This window comes from Mycobacterium gallinarum (assembly GCF_010726765.1).
Lineage (GTDB): Bacteria > Actinomycetota > Actinomycetes > Mycobacteriales > Mycobacteriaceae > Mycobacterium > Mycobacterium gallinarum.
Map to the genome: position 1 here is coordinate 5,200,925 of NZ_AP022601.1, position 14,702 is coordinate 5,215,626.

The following is a 14,702-nucleotide window of genomic DNA, read 5'->3' on the forward strand; positions in this document are numbered from 1 at the left end:
GCGCCGGCGGTGCTGACACCCGACGCGCCCGCAGTCGCCGCACCGACGGACGCCACCGTCAAGGCACCTGCCCGCAGGACCTGGTCATCCTGGCTGGTGCGCATCGCCTCGGTGGCGGCCGCCATCGCACTCTGGCAGCTGTTGACCGCCAGCGACGTCCGGCTGTGGCTGCGATTCGACACGTTGCCGACGGTCACCGAGATCGTCTCCGCGTTCGGCACGCGGGTGGGTACGCAGGACTACTGGCTGGACCTGGGCCAGTCACTGATCCGCATCCTCACCGGATTCGCTCTCGCTGCTGTCGCGGGTGTCGTCACCGGCATTCTGCTCGGCCGCTCGGGCGCGTTTGCCAACGTCTTCGGCCCGCTCACCGAACTTGCCCGACCGATCCCCGCGATCGCGATCGTGCCCGTCGCGATCCTGCTGTTCCCCACCGACGAGGCGGGGATCGTGTTCATCACCTTCCTCGCCGCGTACTTCCCCATCATGGTGAGCACCAGGCACGCGGTGCGGGCGCTGCCGACGCTGTGGGAGGACTCGGTGCGCACGCTCGGCGGCAACCGATGGGACGTCATCACCCGAGTTGTGTTGCCCGGCATCCTCCCCGGTGTCTTCGGCGGGTTGTCCGTTGGCATCGGAGTCGCGTGGATCTGCGTGATCTCCGCCGAGATGATCTCCGGACGTCTCGGCGTCGGCTACCGCACCTGGCAGGCATACACCGTGCTGGCCTATCCCGACGTCTTCGTCGGCATCATCACGATCGGCGTACTCGGCTTCGTCACGTCTGCCGCCGTCGAACTCATCGGCCGGCGAGTAACCCGTTGGCTGCCCCGCGGTGAGGAGAACGCGCGATGACGGGTATGTCCCTGGAACTGCGCGACGTCGTGCTCAGCTACGGCGGCGCGCCCGTCGTCGACGGACTGGACCTCGACGTCGCGCCCGGCGAGATCCTGGTGCTGACCGGACCATCGGGCTGCGGCAAGTCGACGGTGCTGCGCGCACTGGCCGGCTTGCTGCCACCGGACAGGGGAGAGGTGCTCGGCGACGGTGACCGCGTCACCACCACGTCCCGCGACCGCGCCATGGTTTTCCAAGACAACGCGCTGTTGCCCTGGCGGACTGTGCAATCGAACGTCGAGCTCGCGCTCAAACTGGCCGGACGCCCGCGCCAGGGCCGCCGCGAGGAGGCGTTGCGGTGGGTCGCCGACGTCGGGCTGACCGGGTTTGAGAAGTATCTGCCGAAGAGTCTGTCCGGCGGGATGCGTCAGCGTGTGCAACTCGCCCGCGGGCTGGCCGGGGCGCCGCGCGCGGTCATGATGGACGAACCGTTCGGCGCCCTCGACACGCAGACCCGCGCCACCATGCAGCGCCTGCTCATCGAGACCTGGCGTGCGCACCCGACGACCGTTGTCTTCGTCACTCACGACGTCGACGAGGCCCTGCTCATCGGGGACCGCATCGCCGTGCTCGGTCGTGCGGGGCAACCCCTGCGCGCACTGCTCCACGTTCCATCGCCCCGCGACACCAGCGTAAACCGGGCCACCCTGCGTGCTGAAGTCATTGTTGCACTCGATCATTCGGAGTTGGTCAGCTAGTGGAAGTTCCTGCGCTCGAAGACGCCGTGCGCCTCGACTGCGACGTGCTCGTGATCGGTGGCGGCACGGCCGGAACGATGGCCGCGCTCACCGCCGCCGAGAACGGTGCGCAGGTCCTGCTGCTCGAGAAGGCCCACGTCCGGCACTCCGGTGCGTTGGCCATGGGCATGGACGGCGTCAACAACGCCGTCATCCCCGGCAAGGCCACACCCGAGGACTACGTCGCCGAGATCACCCGCGCCAACGACGGAATCGTCAACCAGCGCACCATTTATCAGACCGCCACCCGTGGTTTCGCCATGGTGCAGCGACTGGAACGGTACGGCGTCAAGTTCGAGAAGGATGAACACGGCGAGTACGCTGTGCGGCGCGTCCATCGCTCCGGCTCGTACGTGCTGCCAATGCCGGAGGGCAAGGATGTCAAAAAAGCGCTGTACCGGGTGCTGCGGCAGCGATCGATGCGCGAGAAGATCCGCATCGAGAACCGGCTGGTTCCCGTCCGCGTCCTCACCGAGAACGGGCGCGCGGTCGGTGCCGCCGCGCTGAACAGCCGCACCGGAGAGTTCGTAGTCGTGGGCGCCAAGGCCGTCATCCTCGCCACCGGACCGTGCGGCCGGCTGGGGTTGCCCGCCTCGGGTTACCTGTACGGCACCTACGAGAACCCGACCAACGCCGGTGATGGCTATTCGATGGCGTTCCACGCGGGCGCCGAACTCTCCGGAATCGAGTGCTTCCAGATCAATCCGTTGATCAAGGACTACAACGGACCGGCATGTGCGTACGTCGCCAACCCCTTCGGGGGCTACCAGGTCAACGCGGCCGGGGAGCGGTTCGTCGACTCCGACTACTGGTCGGGGCAGATGATGTCGGAGGTCAAGAACGAGATCGAGTCGGCGCGCGGTCCCATCTACCTGAAGGTCAGCCACCTACCCGACGAGACACTGAGCACGCTCGAGGGCATTCTGCACACCACCGAGCGGCCGACCCGCGGTACGTTCCATGCGAATCGCGGCCATGACTACCGTACGCACGACATCGAGATGCATATCTCCGAAATCGGTTTGTGCAGCGGTCATTCCGCATCAGGTGTCTGGGTCGACGAGCATGCACGCACCACCGTCCCAGGACTGTATGCAGCGGGTGACCTGGCCTGCGTCCCGCACAACTACATGATCGGCGCGTTCGTCTACGGCGATCTCGCAGGCAGCCACGCAGCGTCCACCCTGACCGATGTCGAATCGCCACAACAACTTCCGGATGATCAGATCGCTGAGGCACACGAGCTGATCTACCGGCCGCTTCAGCATCCCGACGGTCCGCCGCAGACCCAGGTCGAGTACAAGCTGCGCCGGTTCGTCAACGACTATGTCGCCCCGCCGAAGACCGCCGCCAAGCTGTCTATAGCGGTGCAGACCTTCGACCGGATGCGCGGCGAGATCGCGGGCATCGGTGCCACCACGCCGCACGAACTGATGCGGGCCGTCGAGGTGTCGTTCATCCGTGACTGCGCTGAGATGGCCGCCCGCTCGTCGCTCACCCGCACCGAATCGCGTTGGGGCCTCTATCACGACCGCAGCGACAGCCCCGAGCGCGACGATGTGGACTGGCGCTATCACCTCAACCTGCGAAAGACCGCCGACGGCGACATCGAGTTCTTCAAGCGGCCCGTCGCGCCCTACTTTGTGCCGGTTCCCGGTTTCGACGAATTGCCCAGCGGTGAAACGGAACCCATCCCGGTGCGACAGCCCGACCCGGTCGGTGGACAGGCGCCCGCGTCCGAGGTGTCCCGGGTTCGCGACGGGGCAGCCGCGCAACCGCCGTCGCCACGCATCGCCGCCGTGCTGGCGCTCGACGAGCCCACCGTCGAGCTGCTTGCGCCGTTCCTGACCGACAGCGATGCGGGCGTCCGTCGCACCGCGGTCGATGTGTTGACCGAGCACCTGCCCGATGGGTATGCGACGGCACTGGTAGCCGCGCTGAGTGACCCGAACGCCGAAGTGCGTCGCGTCGCGGCCGACGGCATCCGTGAACTCGTGGAAGTGCTGCCGACCGCCGAACCCATCCAAAGCCTGTTGACGTCCGTCGACCCGGTCGTTCGGGGCGCGGCCGTCTACGTGTTGAGTTCCCGCCGCGCCGGGGACGCCGAACAGTACCGTCGAGCAGTCGTCGACGCGGATCACCGCGTGCGCATCGAGGCGGTCCGTGCGCTGGTCTCGGTCGACGACGCTGCGGGCGTTGCCGCCGCGCGCACGGATGCGAACCGTGAAGTGCGCATCGCCGTCGCCAATGGGCTCGGCACACTGCGCACCGGCGCCGACGCGGTCCGCGAACTCATCGACGACCCCGACCCGCTGGTTCGGGCAGCGGCGTTGGCGGCGATGGGGTCGATCGGCTGGAACGACGTCGACGCGACGACCGTCGAGGGCGCACTCGCGGCGTCGGCATGGCAGATCCGGCAGGGCGCGGCCCGCGCGCTGGCCGGGGCGCCCTCGCCGATTGCCGCCGTGCCCCCACTGTCGCGCGCACTGTCTGACCCACACCTCGATGTCCGCAAGGCCGCGGTGTTGAGCCTGACCCGGTGGGCGTCGTCGGAGGACGCGGCCCGGGAGGCGCTGGAAGGCGCACTCGACGACGGCGACGCCGATGTTCGGGCCTATGCCAGGCGGGCTCTCGCGAACAGCTGAAACCTCTTCTGTCACTTTGGTTTCTGCTGTCACAGGCTGGGTGTGGTTGTCGGTGGTCGAATGTATGTTCGAATCATGTTGGCGACTCCGGTTCAGGTGGCGATGGCCGCGCTGCGGTCCGCCTACGAATCGCTGGCCTGCTGCGACCTGGACATGCTCACCCACCGCGAACTGCTCGACGTCCTCGACGAGCTGGAGGTGTTGTCGTGCCAACTACCTACGCAGTGGCACCGCGCGCTGGCCCGACTACAGACCGAAACGACGCCCAAGGAGTTGGGCGCCAAGAACTGGAAAGACGTACTGCGGATCCGGTGGCGGATCTCAGCGACCGAGGCCAACCGCCGCCTGGCCGAAGCCGAAGTACTCGGGCCACGGCGCGCGTTGACCGGTCAACCGTTGGCGCCGGTGCTGCCCGCGACCGCCGCCGCCCAAGCCGCCGGGCAGATCACCGGTGAACATGTGGACAAGATCCGCGACGCCATGGGACGCCTTCCCGGGTTCGTGGATGCCGCCACACGTGAACAGATCGAACAAGACTTGGTGCGTATCGCGGTCGGTGTCGGACCCTACGAGCTGGGCAGGGCCGCCACCACCATGCTGTTCCTGTTGGATCAGGACGGCCCGGAACCCGAGGACACCGAACGACAGCGCAAACGCGGTCTCATTTGTGGCCCGCAGGGCCGTGACGGCATGGTCTCCATCAAAGGCGACCTGACGCCGGAAGCGTGGGCAGTGCTCGAACCCATCTTCGCCAAATGGGGCGCACCGGGCATGTGCAACCCCGACGACGACACCCCGTGCATCAGCGGCACCCCCTCACAGGAGCAGATCGACACCGATCACCGCACCCTGGCCCAACGCCAACACGACGCCCTGCTCGCCCTGGGCCGCAACGCGTTGGAATCCGGCGAGTTGGGTCAGCACAACGGGCTACCGACCTCGATCATCATCCGCACCACCCTGCAAGACCTCGAATCCCGCGCCGGGGTCGGCACCACCGGCGGCGGCAGCCTCATACCGATCACAGACGTGATCCGCCTGGCCGCCCACGCCCACCACTGGCTGGCGGTGTTCGACAAATCCACCGGACAAGCCCTGGATCTGTTCCGCGCGCGACGCACCGCGTCGGCGGCGCAGCGGATCATGTTGATCGCGCGTGACGGGGGCTGCACCAAACCGTGCTGCGCGGTGCCGGCCTACGGCGCCCAGGTGCATCACGCCCTGCAGGATTGGGCTGATGGCGGCCACACCAACGTCAACGAGATGACCCTGGCCTGTGGGCCGGATAACCGCCTCGTCGACAAGGAGAATGGCTGGACCACCACCATCAACGACCACGGCGACGCCGAATGGCGCCCACCACCAGGCCTCGACACCGGCCAAACCCGCATCAACTACCACCACCGCCCCGAACTACTCCTGAAACCACCAGACAAAGACGACGAAAACCCGGAGCGGGGGCCATGATTCGCGAATGACCGAGTTACTGGCCGCCGAACCGCGCCGCCAGCGCCCGCCGGTCGACCTTGCCGATGCCGCGGCGCGGGATCTCGTCGATGACGTGGATTTCCCGCGGTGCCGCCGTTACGTCCAGTGTGGTCGCGATGTGCGCGCGGATGTCGGCCAGCGTCGGGGCGGTACGTCCCGGTGCCACGACAACCGCTGCCGCAACTCGCTGCCCCAAGCGTTCGTCGTCGACGCCGAACACAACGCATTCGGCCACCGCATCGTGCGACGCCACCGCCGCCTCCACCAGTTGCGGCAGTACGGTCAACCCGCCTGTGCTGATTGCATCGTCGACTCGGCCCAGAACTGTGAGCACCCCTGAGTCATCAATCGCACCAACATCATCGGTGCGAAACCAGCCCGGCTCGACGAACGGGTCGGGGTCGACGGGATTGCGGTAGCCCTTGGCCAGCGTCGCGCCGCCGAGCACCACGCGTCCGTCGTCGATACGCAACCGCACACCGTCGAGCGGCAACCCGTCGTACACGCAGCCGCCCGCGGTCTCGCTCATGCCGTACGTGCGGACCACGGGAATGCCCGCGGCCGCGGCTCGGTGTGCCACCCCGGCAGGCATCGGCCCGCCGCCGATCAGCACGGCATCCATCGACGCCAACGCTGCGGTAGCGCCGGCGTCGCGCAGTGCCTTGTCGAGCTGCGCAGCCACCAGCGATACATATCGCCGGCCCGAACCGAGAGAGTCGATGGCCCAAACCAGTTCTATCGCAGAGAAACCCGCCGGTATTGCGACCGGCGCGGTCCCCGCGATGACGCTGCGCACCAACACCTGCAGCCCGGCCACGTGATGGGCGGGTAGCGCCAGCAGCCACCGTCCGGCGCCGCCGAGACGGGCATGGGTGGCCTCCGCGCTGGCCGTCAACGCCGACGCGGTCAGCAGCGCGCCCTTGGGTGTTCCTGTCGTTCCGGACGTCGATACCACTACGGCCACATCGTCGTCGACCTCCGAGTCTGCCCGCAATGACGTTGTGATCAAGGAGGTTTCGCGCTCGTCGTCTTTCGGCACCGGCAACAGCGCCGCGCGTCCGGCGAGCGCGAGTTCCACCATGGGTAGCACCGAAAGCGCCGTAGCACCAGGCGGAACGGCGACGGCGCGGAGGACGGCTATGCCTGCTCCTCGCCGTCACGCGGGTCGTCGAGTGGCCAGCCTCTCGCGGCCAGCCGTGCTCGTACGCGCTCAATGTCGTCCGGCGTCGGCAGTTCGTCGGTGATCTGGGTGATCAGTACGCCGATATCGGCACTGTCGAACTCGCCGAGGTCCTTCAACTCCTTCGCGACGGCCTTCACCTCGTCGTCGGTGAGGCGGCGCTTGAGGAGCGCGAACAGCGGCACCCGGTCCGGGCCAGGCACGCCCTCCGGATAACCGGCGGTGATCCACGCGACGATCCTCGCCAGAAAGGTCACGGCTCCTCCGTACTATCGCGTGCGGTCTAGGGATTCGATGCTAATCGCGCCCCAGGCACGGTGCGATCGGCGCGGCAGGCAAACGTTTACCCCGTTGAAGTTGAACAATGGGTGAACACCTCGCCTGGTCAGACGAAGTCCCTGCTCGACACACCCTTCTGGTGGGGCGTTTCGTTAGGCAAATGGCCCCTCCGGGCCGCAGAATTAGCGCCGTGAGCGCAGAGCTGATCATCCTGGTGCTGTTGATAGCAACGGCACTGGCGTTCGACTTCACGAACGGCTTCCACGACACGGGCAACGCGATGGCGACGTCGATCGCCACCGGCGCTCTGAAGCCCAAGACCGCGGTCCTGTTGGCAGGCGTCCTGAACCTGGTCGGGGCGTTCCTGTCCGTCGAGGTCGCGGTCACCGTGACCACCTCGGTGCTCAAGGTGCAGGACAGCAAGACCGGCGAGCTGATCCCGGGGATCGACGCGTCGACGGGTCTGACGATCATCTTCGCCGGCCTCATCGGCGGCATCCTCTGGAACCTCCTCACCTGGTTGTTCGGTATCCCCTCCAGTTCGTCGCATGCGCTCTTCGGCGGATTGATCGGCGCGGGCCTCGCGGCGCTCGGACTCGCGGGCGTCAACTGGTCGGGCGTCACCGGCAAGGTGCTGATCCCCGCGATCGCCGCGCCGGTCATCGCATGTCTGGTCGCCGCGGGCGGCACCTGGCTCGTATACCGGATCACCCGTCGGGTGGTGGAGGGCCGGCGACGGGAAGGCTTCCGCTGGGGCCAGATCGCGACCGCTTCACTGGTCGCGCTGTCGCACGGCACCAACGACGCCCAGAAGACGATGGGCGTCATCGCATTGGCACTCATCACGACCGGTCACCTGACGGGCGATGTGAAGGAACAGGGACTGCCGTTCTGGATCATCTTCAGCTGCGCGCTTGCGATCGGCCTCGGTACCTACCTCGGTGGCTGGCGTGTCATCCGCACCCTGGGCAAGGGGCTCGTCGAGATCGACTCGCCGCAGGGCTTCGCCGCCGAAGCATCCTCGGCCGCAATCATTTTGAGCTCAAGCGCCGCGGGTATGGCGCTGTCGACCACGCACGTCGCCACCGGCTCGATCCTGGGCAGCGGCGTCGGCAAGCCCGGCGCCCAGGTCCGCTGGGCCGTCGCGGGCCGGATGGCCGTCGCATGGCTGATCACCCTGCCCGCCGCCGGTCTCGTCGGCGCCTTGTCGTACTGGCTGTCCGACGGGGTGAAGTCACTGACGAACTCGGCGCTGGCCGGTGACGGCCTGATCTTCCTGGTGCTGGTGGGCCTGTCCTTCTTCATGTGGTGGCGCGCCCAGCAGCAGAAGGTGGACAGCAGCAACGTCAACGCGGACTGGGACAGCTCGACGAACTCCGTTGTGCCCGCGGAACTTCGCGAGGCCGTCAGGGAATCCAAGCCGACGGCGTCGGTCTGAGCGGGACGACAAGGACACGTTGATGACGTATTTCGAAAGCATCCTCAAGGTGCTCGCCGTCGGACTGCTCCTCGGCGCAGGCCTGCCCGCGGTGTTCGCGGCCGGGCTGGTGGCCTACTCCAACGGGTCGGGCGGCCAGAATGCGGACGGCACGACCGTCGCCCCGAATCCGATGGTGAAGTTCCTCGGCATCGCACTGTTCGTCTTCGTCGGCTGGGTGATCCTGACCGCGGTTCTCTGGATCACGCGGGCGACCATCATCCATCACACCGGTATCGATCTCTTCCCCTTCATGCCCAAGAAATGAGCCGAGACGACATGGCTGTGAATCAAACTGTTTTGGACAGCGTGCTGGGCTGGCTGCACCAGGGTTATCCCGAGGGCGTGCCGCCGACGGACTACTTCGCGCTACTCGCACTGCTGAAGCGCTCGCTCACCGAGGAAGAGGTCGTTCAGGCCGCGCAGTCGATCCTGAAGAGGACCCACTCCGACACGGTGACCGAGGACGAGATCCGCACCGCGGTGCAGGCCGTCATCGACAAGGAGCCCAACCCGGAGGAGATCCACCAGGTCGCCGCGCGCCTGGCCTCGGTGGGATGGCCGCTGGCGGCCGCGCGCTGACGCTATTCGCGATTGTCGCGGCGCAGCGGATGGTTTTCGGGGACCTGCACGAAGATCAGTAGTGTCCCGTCGGGATCGGTGACGTGCATCTCGTGCAGTCCCCACGGCTCCTGACGTGCCTCGCGGTCGATCGGCACGCCGCGCCCGGTCAATTCCTGCTCGGTGGCGTAGATGTCGCGGACCTGAAGCCATATCGTCCCGCCCGCGGTAGGCGTTCCGTGGCCGGCGATCTCGATCAACGACTGGCCGGCGTAGAACACCGTGCCCGCGCCGTAGTCACGCGCGATCGCCAATCCGATCTCGTCGCGGTAGAACGTCAGCGAGCGTTCGTAATCCGCAGGCCGAATGAGCATGCGGCTGGCCAGGATCTCCATACGAACGTGTCTATCACGCTCGGTCAGCCGATTCGACGGTCGACGCCCGCCCAGTACGGTTCGCGAAGCGCTCGTTTGAGCAGCTTGCCGCTCGGGTTGCGGGGCAGCACTTCGGCGAAGTCGACAGACTTGGGCAACTTGAACCCGGCAAGCCGTTCGCGCGCATAGGCGATGAGCTCGGCCTCGGTCGGTGCGGCCCCTGCTACGGGCACGACGACGGCCTTGACCGCCTCGCCCCACCTCTCGTCGGGGATTCCGATGATGGCCACATCGCCGACGCCGGGATGGGTCATCAAAACGTTCTCGACCTCGGTGGGGTACACGTTCTCCCCGCCGGAGACGATCATGTCCTTCTTCCGGTCGTGCAGGTAGACAAAGCCGTCGTGGTCGACGTAGCCGGCGTCGCCGGTCTTCAACCACCCGTCGTCGGTGACCGTCGCTGCCGTGGCGTCGGGGTTGTTCCAGTAGCCGTGCATGTTCTGCGCCGACCGCGTCCACACCTCACCGACCGTGCCGGTGGGTACCTCGCAGCCGTCGTCGCCGACGATGCGCAGCTCCACCCACGGGTAGGGCTTACCGCAGGAGCGCAGCAGCTCAGGACGTCGCGACGGATCGTGAACGTCGAGTTGTGTTACCGAGCCGGTGGTTTCGGTCAACCCATACACCTGGATGAACTCACACCCGAAGCGGTCAAGCCCCTTCACCAGCACGTCGTCGGTGATGGGCGAAGCACCGTAGACAATGGCCCGTACGCTCGAGAAGTCGGCGCTCTCAACCTCCGGCGCGCCGAGCATCATCTGGATCACCGCGGGCACCAGCAGCAGGTTGGTGATCCGATGTCGGACAACGGAATCCAGAATCGCGGCCGGGTCGACGTCGCGCAGCACCACGGTGGTGGCGCCTTCGTACATTCCGACGAACACCCAGCCCGAGCCGGCCATGTGGAACATCGGCATCACCGCGAGGCTGACACTGTCGTCGGTGAACCGCCATTGTCCGGCGATGCCGCTGGACTTGCAGAGATAGTTGCCGTTGGAAAGCATGACACCCTTGGGTAGCCCGGTGGTGCCGGACGTGTACATCAAGAAAGCGATGTCGTCGGGACCCGTTGTGACATAAGGGTCTTCAATTGGATGGCCGGCCAACCAGTCCTCGAAAGACGGCCACCGGTCATGCGCTCCGATCGCCAAGATGTCGCCCACCGTCGTCAGCTGATCCTCGACCGCCTCCAGATGGCCGAAGAATTGGGATCCGACGACGACCATGCACGCCTGTGCGTCCTCGATGATGTGCAGCATCTCCGGTGCGGCCAGCCGCCAATTCACCGGTACGCCAACGGCACCCAGCTTGGTGAGGCCGAACATCACCTCGAAGAACTCCGCGCCGTTCTTCTCGATGAAGGCGACCCGATCACCGAATCCCACACCGGCGGCGCGGAACGCCTGGGCGACCTGGTTGGACCGTGCGTCGAGTTCGGCGAACGAGATCGTCCGCTCACCCACGATGAGCGCGGTGGCGTCGGGCCGCCGTCGCGCCTGGACGCGGACGATGTCGGCGATCGTGGCGATTTCGGGTGCGGTCATCAGCTGCTGGGTTGTACGCGTTGACGTTTCATCACCGCGTTCACCGCGCCGGGGGCGAACGTGTTCACCGCCTGCGCGGTGACGGCCATCCGCGGTGCGATGCGCACCGGACGGACCCGTGCCGCGGTGATCATCCAGTCCGCTGCCTCGTCGGCGCTCAATCCGGGCAGTCCGTCGTAGGCGCGGGTAGGCGCGATCATCGGTGTGAGGACGAGCGGGTAGAACAGCGTCGTCGAGTGCACCCCGTCGTCGCCCCACTCGGTTTCGATGATCCGGCTGACGGAGGTGAGCGCCGCCTTCGACGCGTTGTACACCGAGAACAGGGGCGACGATTCGTTGAGCACACCCCAGGTCGACACGTTGATGATGTGGCCGTCGCCGCGCTCGCGCATACCAGGAGCCAGCCCGCGGATCAGCCGCAGCGGCGAGTAGTAGTTCAGGGACATCGTGCGCTCGACGTCATGCCAGCGGTCCAGGGATTCCGCCAGCGGCCTACGGATCGAGCGCCCCGCGTTGTTGATCAGGATGTCGATGCCGCCGAGGTCGCGCTCGAGCGCGGCGACCAGTTCGTCGACGGCGTCCAGGTCCGACAGGTCGCAGGCGTGGGCCCTCGCGGTGCCGCCGTCGGCGGAGATCCGGTCGACCAAATCGTCGAGGAGTTCCTGGCGGCGGGCGGCGACCACCACCGTGGCACCGCGGCGGGCGAACTTCGCGGCGGCGGCCTCACCGATGCCCGACGACGCCCCGGTCAGCAGGATCCGCTTGCCCTTGAGGTCGATCTCGCCGCGGTCGGGGCGGCGCAGCATCAACTGCGGGGCCAGCGGTGGTCGCATGCCGGCCAGCAGCACCTGTTCGGAGAGCCAGCGCAGCGGGTTCTTACTCACAGTCGGCGAGTCTAGGTCGACCCGCAATCAGAAGTAGCGGGGGAACTGGCTCCAGTCAGGGTCGCGCTTCTCCAGGAACGCGTCGCGGCCCTCGACGGCCTCATCGGTCATGTACGCCAATCGCGTTGCCTCACCGGCAAACAGCTGCTGGCCCATCAGCCCGTCGTCGGTCAGGTTGAACGCGTACTTGAGCATGCGGATCGCCTGCGGCGATTTGCCGTTGATGGCGGCCGCCCACTCGAGCCCGACGGTCTCGAGCGAGGCGTGATCGACGACCTCGTTCACCGCGCCCATCGCGTGCATCTGCTCGGCGTCATACGGCCTGCCGAGGAAGAAGATCTCGCGGGCGAACTTCTGGCCGACCTGCTTGGCCAGATACGCGCTGCCGTAGCCGCCGTCGAAGCTACCGACGTCGGCGTCGGTCTGCTTGAACCGCGCGTGCTCGCGGCTGGCCAGGGTGAGGTCGCATGTCACGTGCAGGCTGTGTCCGCCGCCGGCCGCCCAGCCGTTGACCAGGCAGATCACGACCTTCGGCATGAACCGGATGAGCCGCTGCACCTCGAGGATGTGCAGCCGCCCGGCACGCGCAGGATCGACGGACTCGGCGGTCTCACCGGCTGCGTACTGGTAGCCGCTGCGTCCACGGATGCGCTGGTCGCCACCGGAGCAGAACGCCCAGCCGCCGTCCTTCGGGCTTGGCCCGTTACCGGTGAGCAGGATGACGCCGATCTCGGGCCACATCCTGGCGTGGTCGAGCACTCGGTACAGCTCGTCGACGCTGTGCGGCCGGAACGCGTTGCGCACGTCGGGACGGTCGAAGGCCACCCGCACCGTCGGCTGCGGTTTCCCGTCGACGACATGACGGTGGTAGGTGATGTCGGTCAGGTCGAACCCGTCGACGGCCTGCCACAGTGACGGGTCAAAAGGGTTGTCCTTCATGCGTTTACCGGATCGAATCGGAACACCGGGCAGCGGCCGGCGAGGGCCTCGTACTCGTCGGGGTTCGGACCGGTGATGAGACCGGCGTTTTTCATGAAACTGACACCGGTGGGCACCTCGACGGGGAATAGGCGCAGCAGTGGCTTTGCCTCTTCGGGCGGCAACTCGATGACGCGGACACGTTCGGAGGTCTTGCCCTGCTTCAATTCCGCCTCACCGGCTGCCCGCAGGTTGGCCGCCCAATCGCTGCCCGGCAGGCCGCCGAGCACGTAGCGCTTGCCCTCGACGGTCATCGGAGTGATGGGCGTCGAGCGCGGCTTCCCCGATTTCCGACCGGGGACCACGAGGATCACCGGTCCCTTCTCGCCCAGGGGTAGGCCGATTTTCTGGATACCGATCATGACTTTGTTGACGTACTTCAGCCACCACGGCGGCCGGATGCGCGCGCTGTCGGACATGCCTGGAACGCTACGCGACCGGATCGATGCGAAACACGGGCAGTCGGCCTGCCAGGCTCACCAACTCGTCGACGGTCCCGGTCTTCAGCACGCCTGCTCGCTTCATGATGTCGACACCGTCGGACACCTGAACGGGGAACTCCCGCAAGATCGGTCGAGCATCCTCGGCGCTCAGCTCGACCATCCGCACCACCTCCGACCGCCTGCCCTGGGTCAGCGCCACCTGCGGGGCGGCGCGCACGTTGCGGACCCAGTCGGCACCCGGATAACCGTTCACGACAAATCGTTTGCCGTTCACGTGCATCGGTGTGACCGGAGTCGAGCGCGGCCTGCCCGTCTTTCGGCCCGGTACCGTCAGCACGACCGGTGACTCACGTCGCGAGATCGGCACGCCGACCCGCACCAGCCTCACGACGACTTTGTTCGCGTACTTCAGCCACCACGGCGCTCGGATCGGCTCGGGACCCGTCATAGCTGCACACCGTGATCGGCCAAGGCGGCGCGCAACCCGTCGCGGCGCTCTGCCGTCGGCAGCGGGTCAACGAGCACGAATCCACAGCCCAGGGCGCGCGCACCGCCGTCGGCCTCGTCGCTGTCGCCGACCATGACCGCCCGCGCGGCCTGCACCCCGAGCCGGTCCAGCGCGGTCTGGAAGATCGCCGCGTCGGGCTTGACGGCACCGACTTCGAACGACAACACGAATTCGTCGACGAACTCGGCTGCGCCGATCGACTCGAACGCCGGCCGCACGTCGAAGGCGATGTTCGACACGACAGCGGTCTTGATGCCCTGTCGATGCAGACCCTCCAGCACACCGGCGGTGTCGGGGTACGGCGTCCAGTTCAGCGGGTCGATCATCAGGCCGTAAAGCGCTTCGGCCTGGTGGTCGGCCACCCCCGACTCGCGAAGGACATGCAAGTAGGCCTCGCGGTGCAGGTGCGGGGCGAGGTCACGGTTGATCCACGCGTGATGGGCGTCGGGAGGCATGTTGACGTGCTGGCCCGTAGGTGCGGTCATCCTGCGCATCAGCTCGGCCTGTACATGGCCGTCGATCTGGCGTTCGTCGACTTCGATGCCGTTGAACCAGCTGTCGTCCTCCTCCAGCCGGAACAGCGTGCCGGAGAAATCGAACAGAGCAGCTTCGATGCGATTCACCCGCACCATGCTGCCAGGTGTGAG

The 14,702-nt window shown here is 66.9% G+C and carries 16 protein-coding genes; 7 read left to right on the plus strand and 9 right to left on the minus strand.

The genetic code is table 11. The annotated features are described in order from the left end of the window. Positions 1–9: 9 nt before the first annotated feature. From G6N42_RS25650 to G6N42_RS25665, 4 genes are read left to right on the plus strand one after another with little or no spacing between them, the layout of a single operon-like run. Positions 10–855 carry an ABC transporter permease gene (locus tag G6N42_RS25650; RefSeq protein ID WP_163738260.1) on the plus strand — a complete coding sequence of 282 codons (846 nt, stop codon included), beginning with the start codon at positions 10–12 and terminating at the stop codon, positions 853–855. Beyond that, positions 852–1,595, plus strand: coding sequence for an ABC transporter ATP-binding protein (locus G6N42_RS25655; protein ID WP_163734659.1), 744 nt, complete (start codon positions 852–854; stop codon positions 1,593–1,595). The genes G6N42_RS25650 and G6N42_RS25655 overlap by 4 nt, the downstream gene beginning before the upstream one ends. Beyond that, positions 1,595–4,279, plus strand: a complete 2,685-nt coding sequence (locus G6N42_RS25660) for a fumarate reductase/succinate dehydrogenase flavoprotein subunit (protein WP_163734662.1) — start codon at positions 1,595–1,597, stop codon at positions 4,277–4,279. The genes G6N42_RS25655 and G6N42_RS25660 overlap by 1 nt, the downstream gene beginning before the upstream one ends. A gap of 60 nt (positions 4,280–4,339) precedes the next feature. Further along, positions 4,340–5,746, plus strand: coding sequence for an HNH endonuclease signature motif containing protein (locus G6N42_RS25665; RefSeq protein ID WP_163734664.1), 1,407 nt, complete (start codon positions 4,340–4,342; stop codon positions 5,744–5,746). A gap of 16 nt (positions 5,747–5,762) precedes the next feature. Here G6N42_RS25665 and menE read toward each other — a convergent pair whose 3' ends face one another. Both menE and G6N42_RS25675 read right to left on the minus strand, forming a co-directional pair. Further along, positions 5,763–6,848: an o-succinylbenzoate--CoA ligase gene (menE, locus tag G6N42_RS25670; RefSeq protein ID WP_232076320.1), complete on the minus strand. Its 1,086-nt coding sequence runs from the start codon at positions 6,846–6,848 to the stop codon at positions 5,763–5,765. 56 nt (positions 6,849–6,904) lie between these two features. Beyond that, positions 6,905–7,204, minus strand: coding sequence for a DUF3349 domain-containing protein (locus G6N42_RS25675; protein ID WP_163734667.1), 300 nt, complete (start codon positions 7,202–7,204; stop codon positions 6,905–6,907). A gap of 212 nt (positions 7,205–7,416) precedes the next feature. On the opposite strand from G6N42_RS25675, the gene G6N42_RS25680 reads away from it, so the two are divergent. Genes G6N42_RS25680 through G6N42_RS25690 form a run of 3 tightly spaced genes read left to right on the plus strand, consistent with a single transcriptional unit; the run spans position 7,417 to position 9,285 of the window. After that, positions 7,417–8,664: an inorganic phosphate transporter gene (locus tag G6N42_RS25680; RefSeq protein ID WP_163734670.1), complete on the plus strand. Its 1,248-nt coding sequence runs from the start codon at positions 7,417–7,419 to the stop codon at positions 8,662–8,664. Between the two features lie 22 nt (positions 8,665–8,686). Next, positions 8,687–8,971 (plus strand): hypothetical protein, encoded by a 285-nt coding sequence (locus G6N42_RS25685; RefSeq protein WP_163734673.1) that lies wholly within the window; start codon positions 8,687–8,689, stop codon positions 8,969–8,971. Positions 8,972–8,982: 11 nt separating this feature from the next. Then, complete coding sequence (locus tag G6N42_RS25690) at positions 8,983–9,285, plus strand: DUF3349 domain-containing protein (RefSeq protein ID WP_163734676.1); 303 nt, start codon at positions 8,983–8,985, stop codon at positions 9,283–9,285. A 2-nt stretch (positions 9,286–9,287) separates the two neighbouring features. On the opposite strand, the gene G6N42_RS25695 is transcribed toward G6N42_RS25690, so the two are convergent. The 7 genes from G6N42_RS25695 to G6N42_RS25725 are packed head-to-tail and all read right to left on the minus strand — an operon-like array spanning position 9,288 to position 14,687. Next, positions 9,288–9,659, minus strand: coding sequence for a VOC family protein (locus G6N42_RS25695; RefSeq protein WP_163734678.1), 372 nt, complete (start codon positions 9,657–9,659; stop codon positions 9,288–9,290). Between the two features lie 23 nt (positions 9,660–9,682). Continuing rightward, the gene (locus G6N42_RS25700) at positions 9,683–11,242 is read right to left on the minus strand and encodes a long-chain-fatty-acid--CoA ligase (RefSeq protein WP_163734682.1); all 1,560 of its coding nucleotides are present in this window, start codon (positions 11,240–11,242) and stop codon (positions 9,683–9,685) included. Further along, on the minus strand, positions 11,242–12,126 hold the full coding sequence (locus G6N42_RS25705) for an SDR family oxidoreductase (RefSeq protein ID WP_163734686.1): 885 nt from the start codon (positions 12,124–12,126) through the stop codon (positions 11,242–11,244). The genes G6N42_RS25700 and G6N42_RS25705 overlap by 1 nt, the downstream gene beginning before the upstream one ends. A gap of 27 nt (positions 12,127–12,153) precedes the next feature. Beyond that, positions 12,154–13,065 carry a 1,4-dihydroxy-2-naphthoyl-CoA synthase gene (locus G6N42_RS25710; RefSeq protein WP_163734690.1) on the minus strand — a complete coding sequence of 304 codons (912 nt, stop codon included), beginning with the start codon at positions 13,063–13,065 and terminating at the stop codon, positions 12,154–12,156. Beyond that, positions 13,062–13,523 carry a nitroreductase/quinone reductase family protein gene (locus G6N42_RS25715; RefSeq protein WP_163734692.1) on the minus strand — a complete coding sequence of 154 codons (462 nt, stop codon included), beginning with the start codon at positions 13,521–13,523 and terminating at the stop codon, positions 13,062–13,064. Before G6N42_RS25715 ends, G6N42_RS25710 begins: the two co-directional genes overlap by 4 nt. Positions 13,524–13,533: 10 nt before the next feature. Further along, on the minus strand, positions 13,534–13,995 hold the full coding sequence (locus tag G6N42_RS25720) for a nitroreductase family deazaflavin-dependent oxidoreductase (RefSeq protein ID WP_163734694.1): 462 nt from the start codon (positions 13,993–13,995) through the stop codon (positions 13,534–13,536). Continuing rightward, positions 13,992–14,687, minus strand: coding sequence for an HAD family hydrolase (locus tag G6N42_RS25725; protein ID WP_163734696.1), 696 nt, complete (start codon positions 14,685–14,687; stop codon positions 13,992–13,994). Before G6N42_RS25725 ends, G6N42_RS25720 begins: the two co-directional genes overlap by 4 nt. Positions 14,688–14,702 lie beyond the last annotated feature (15 nt).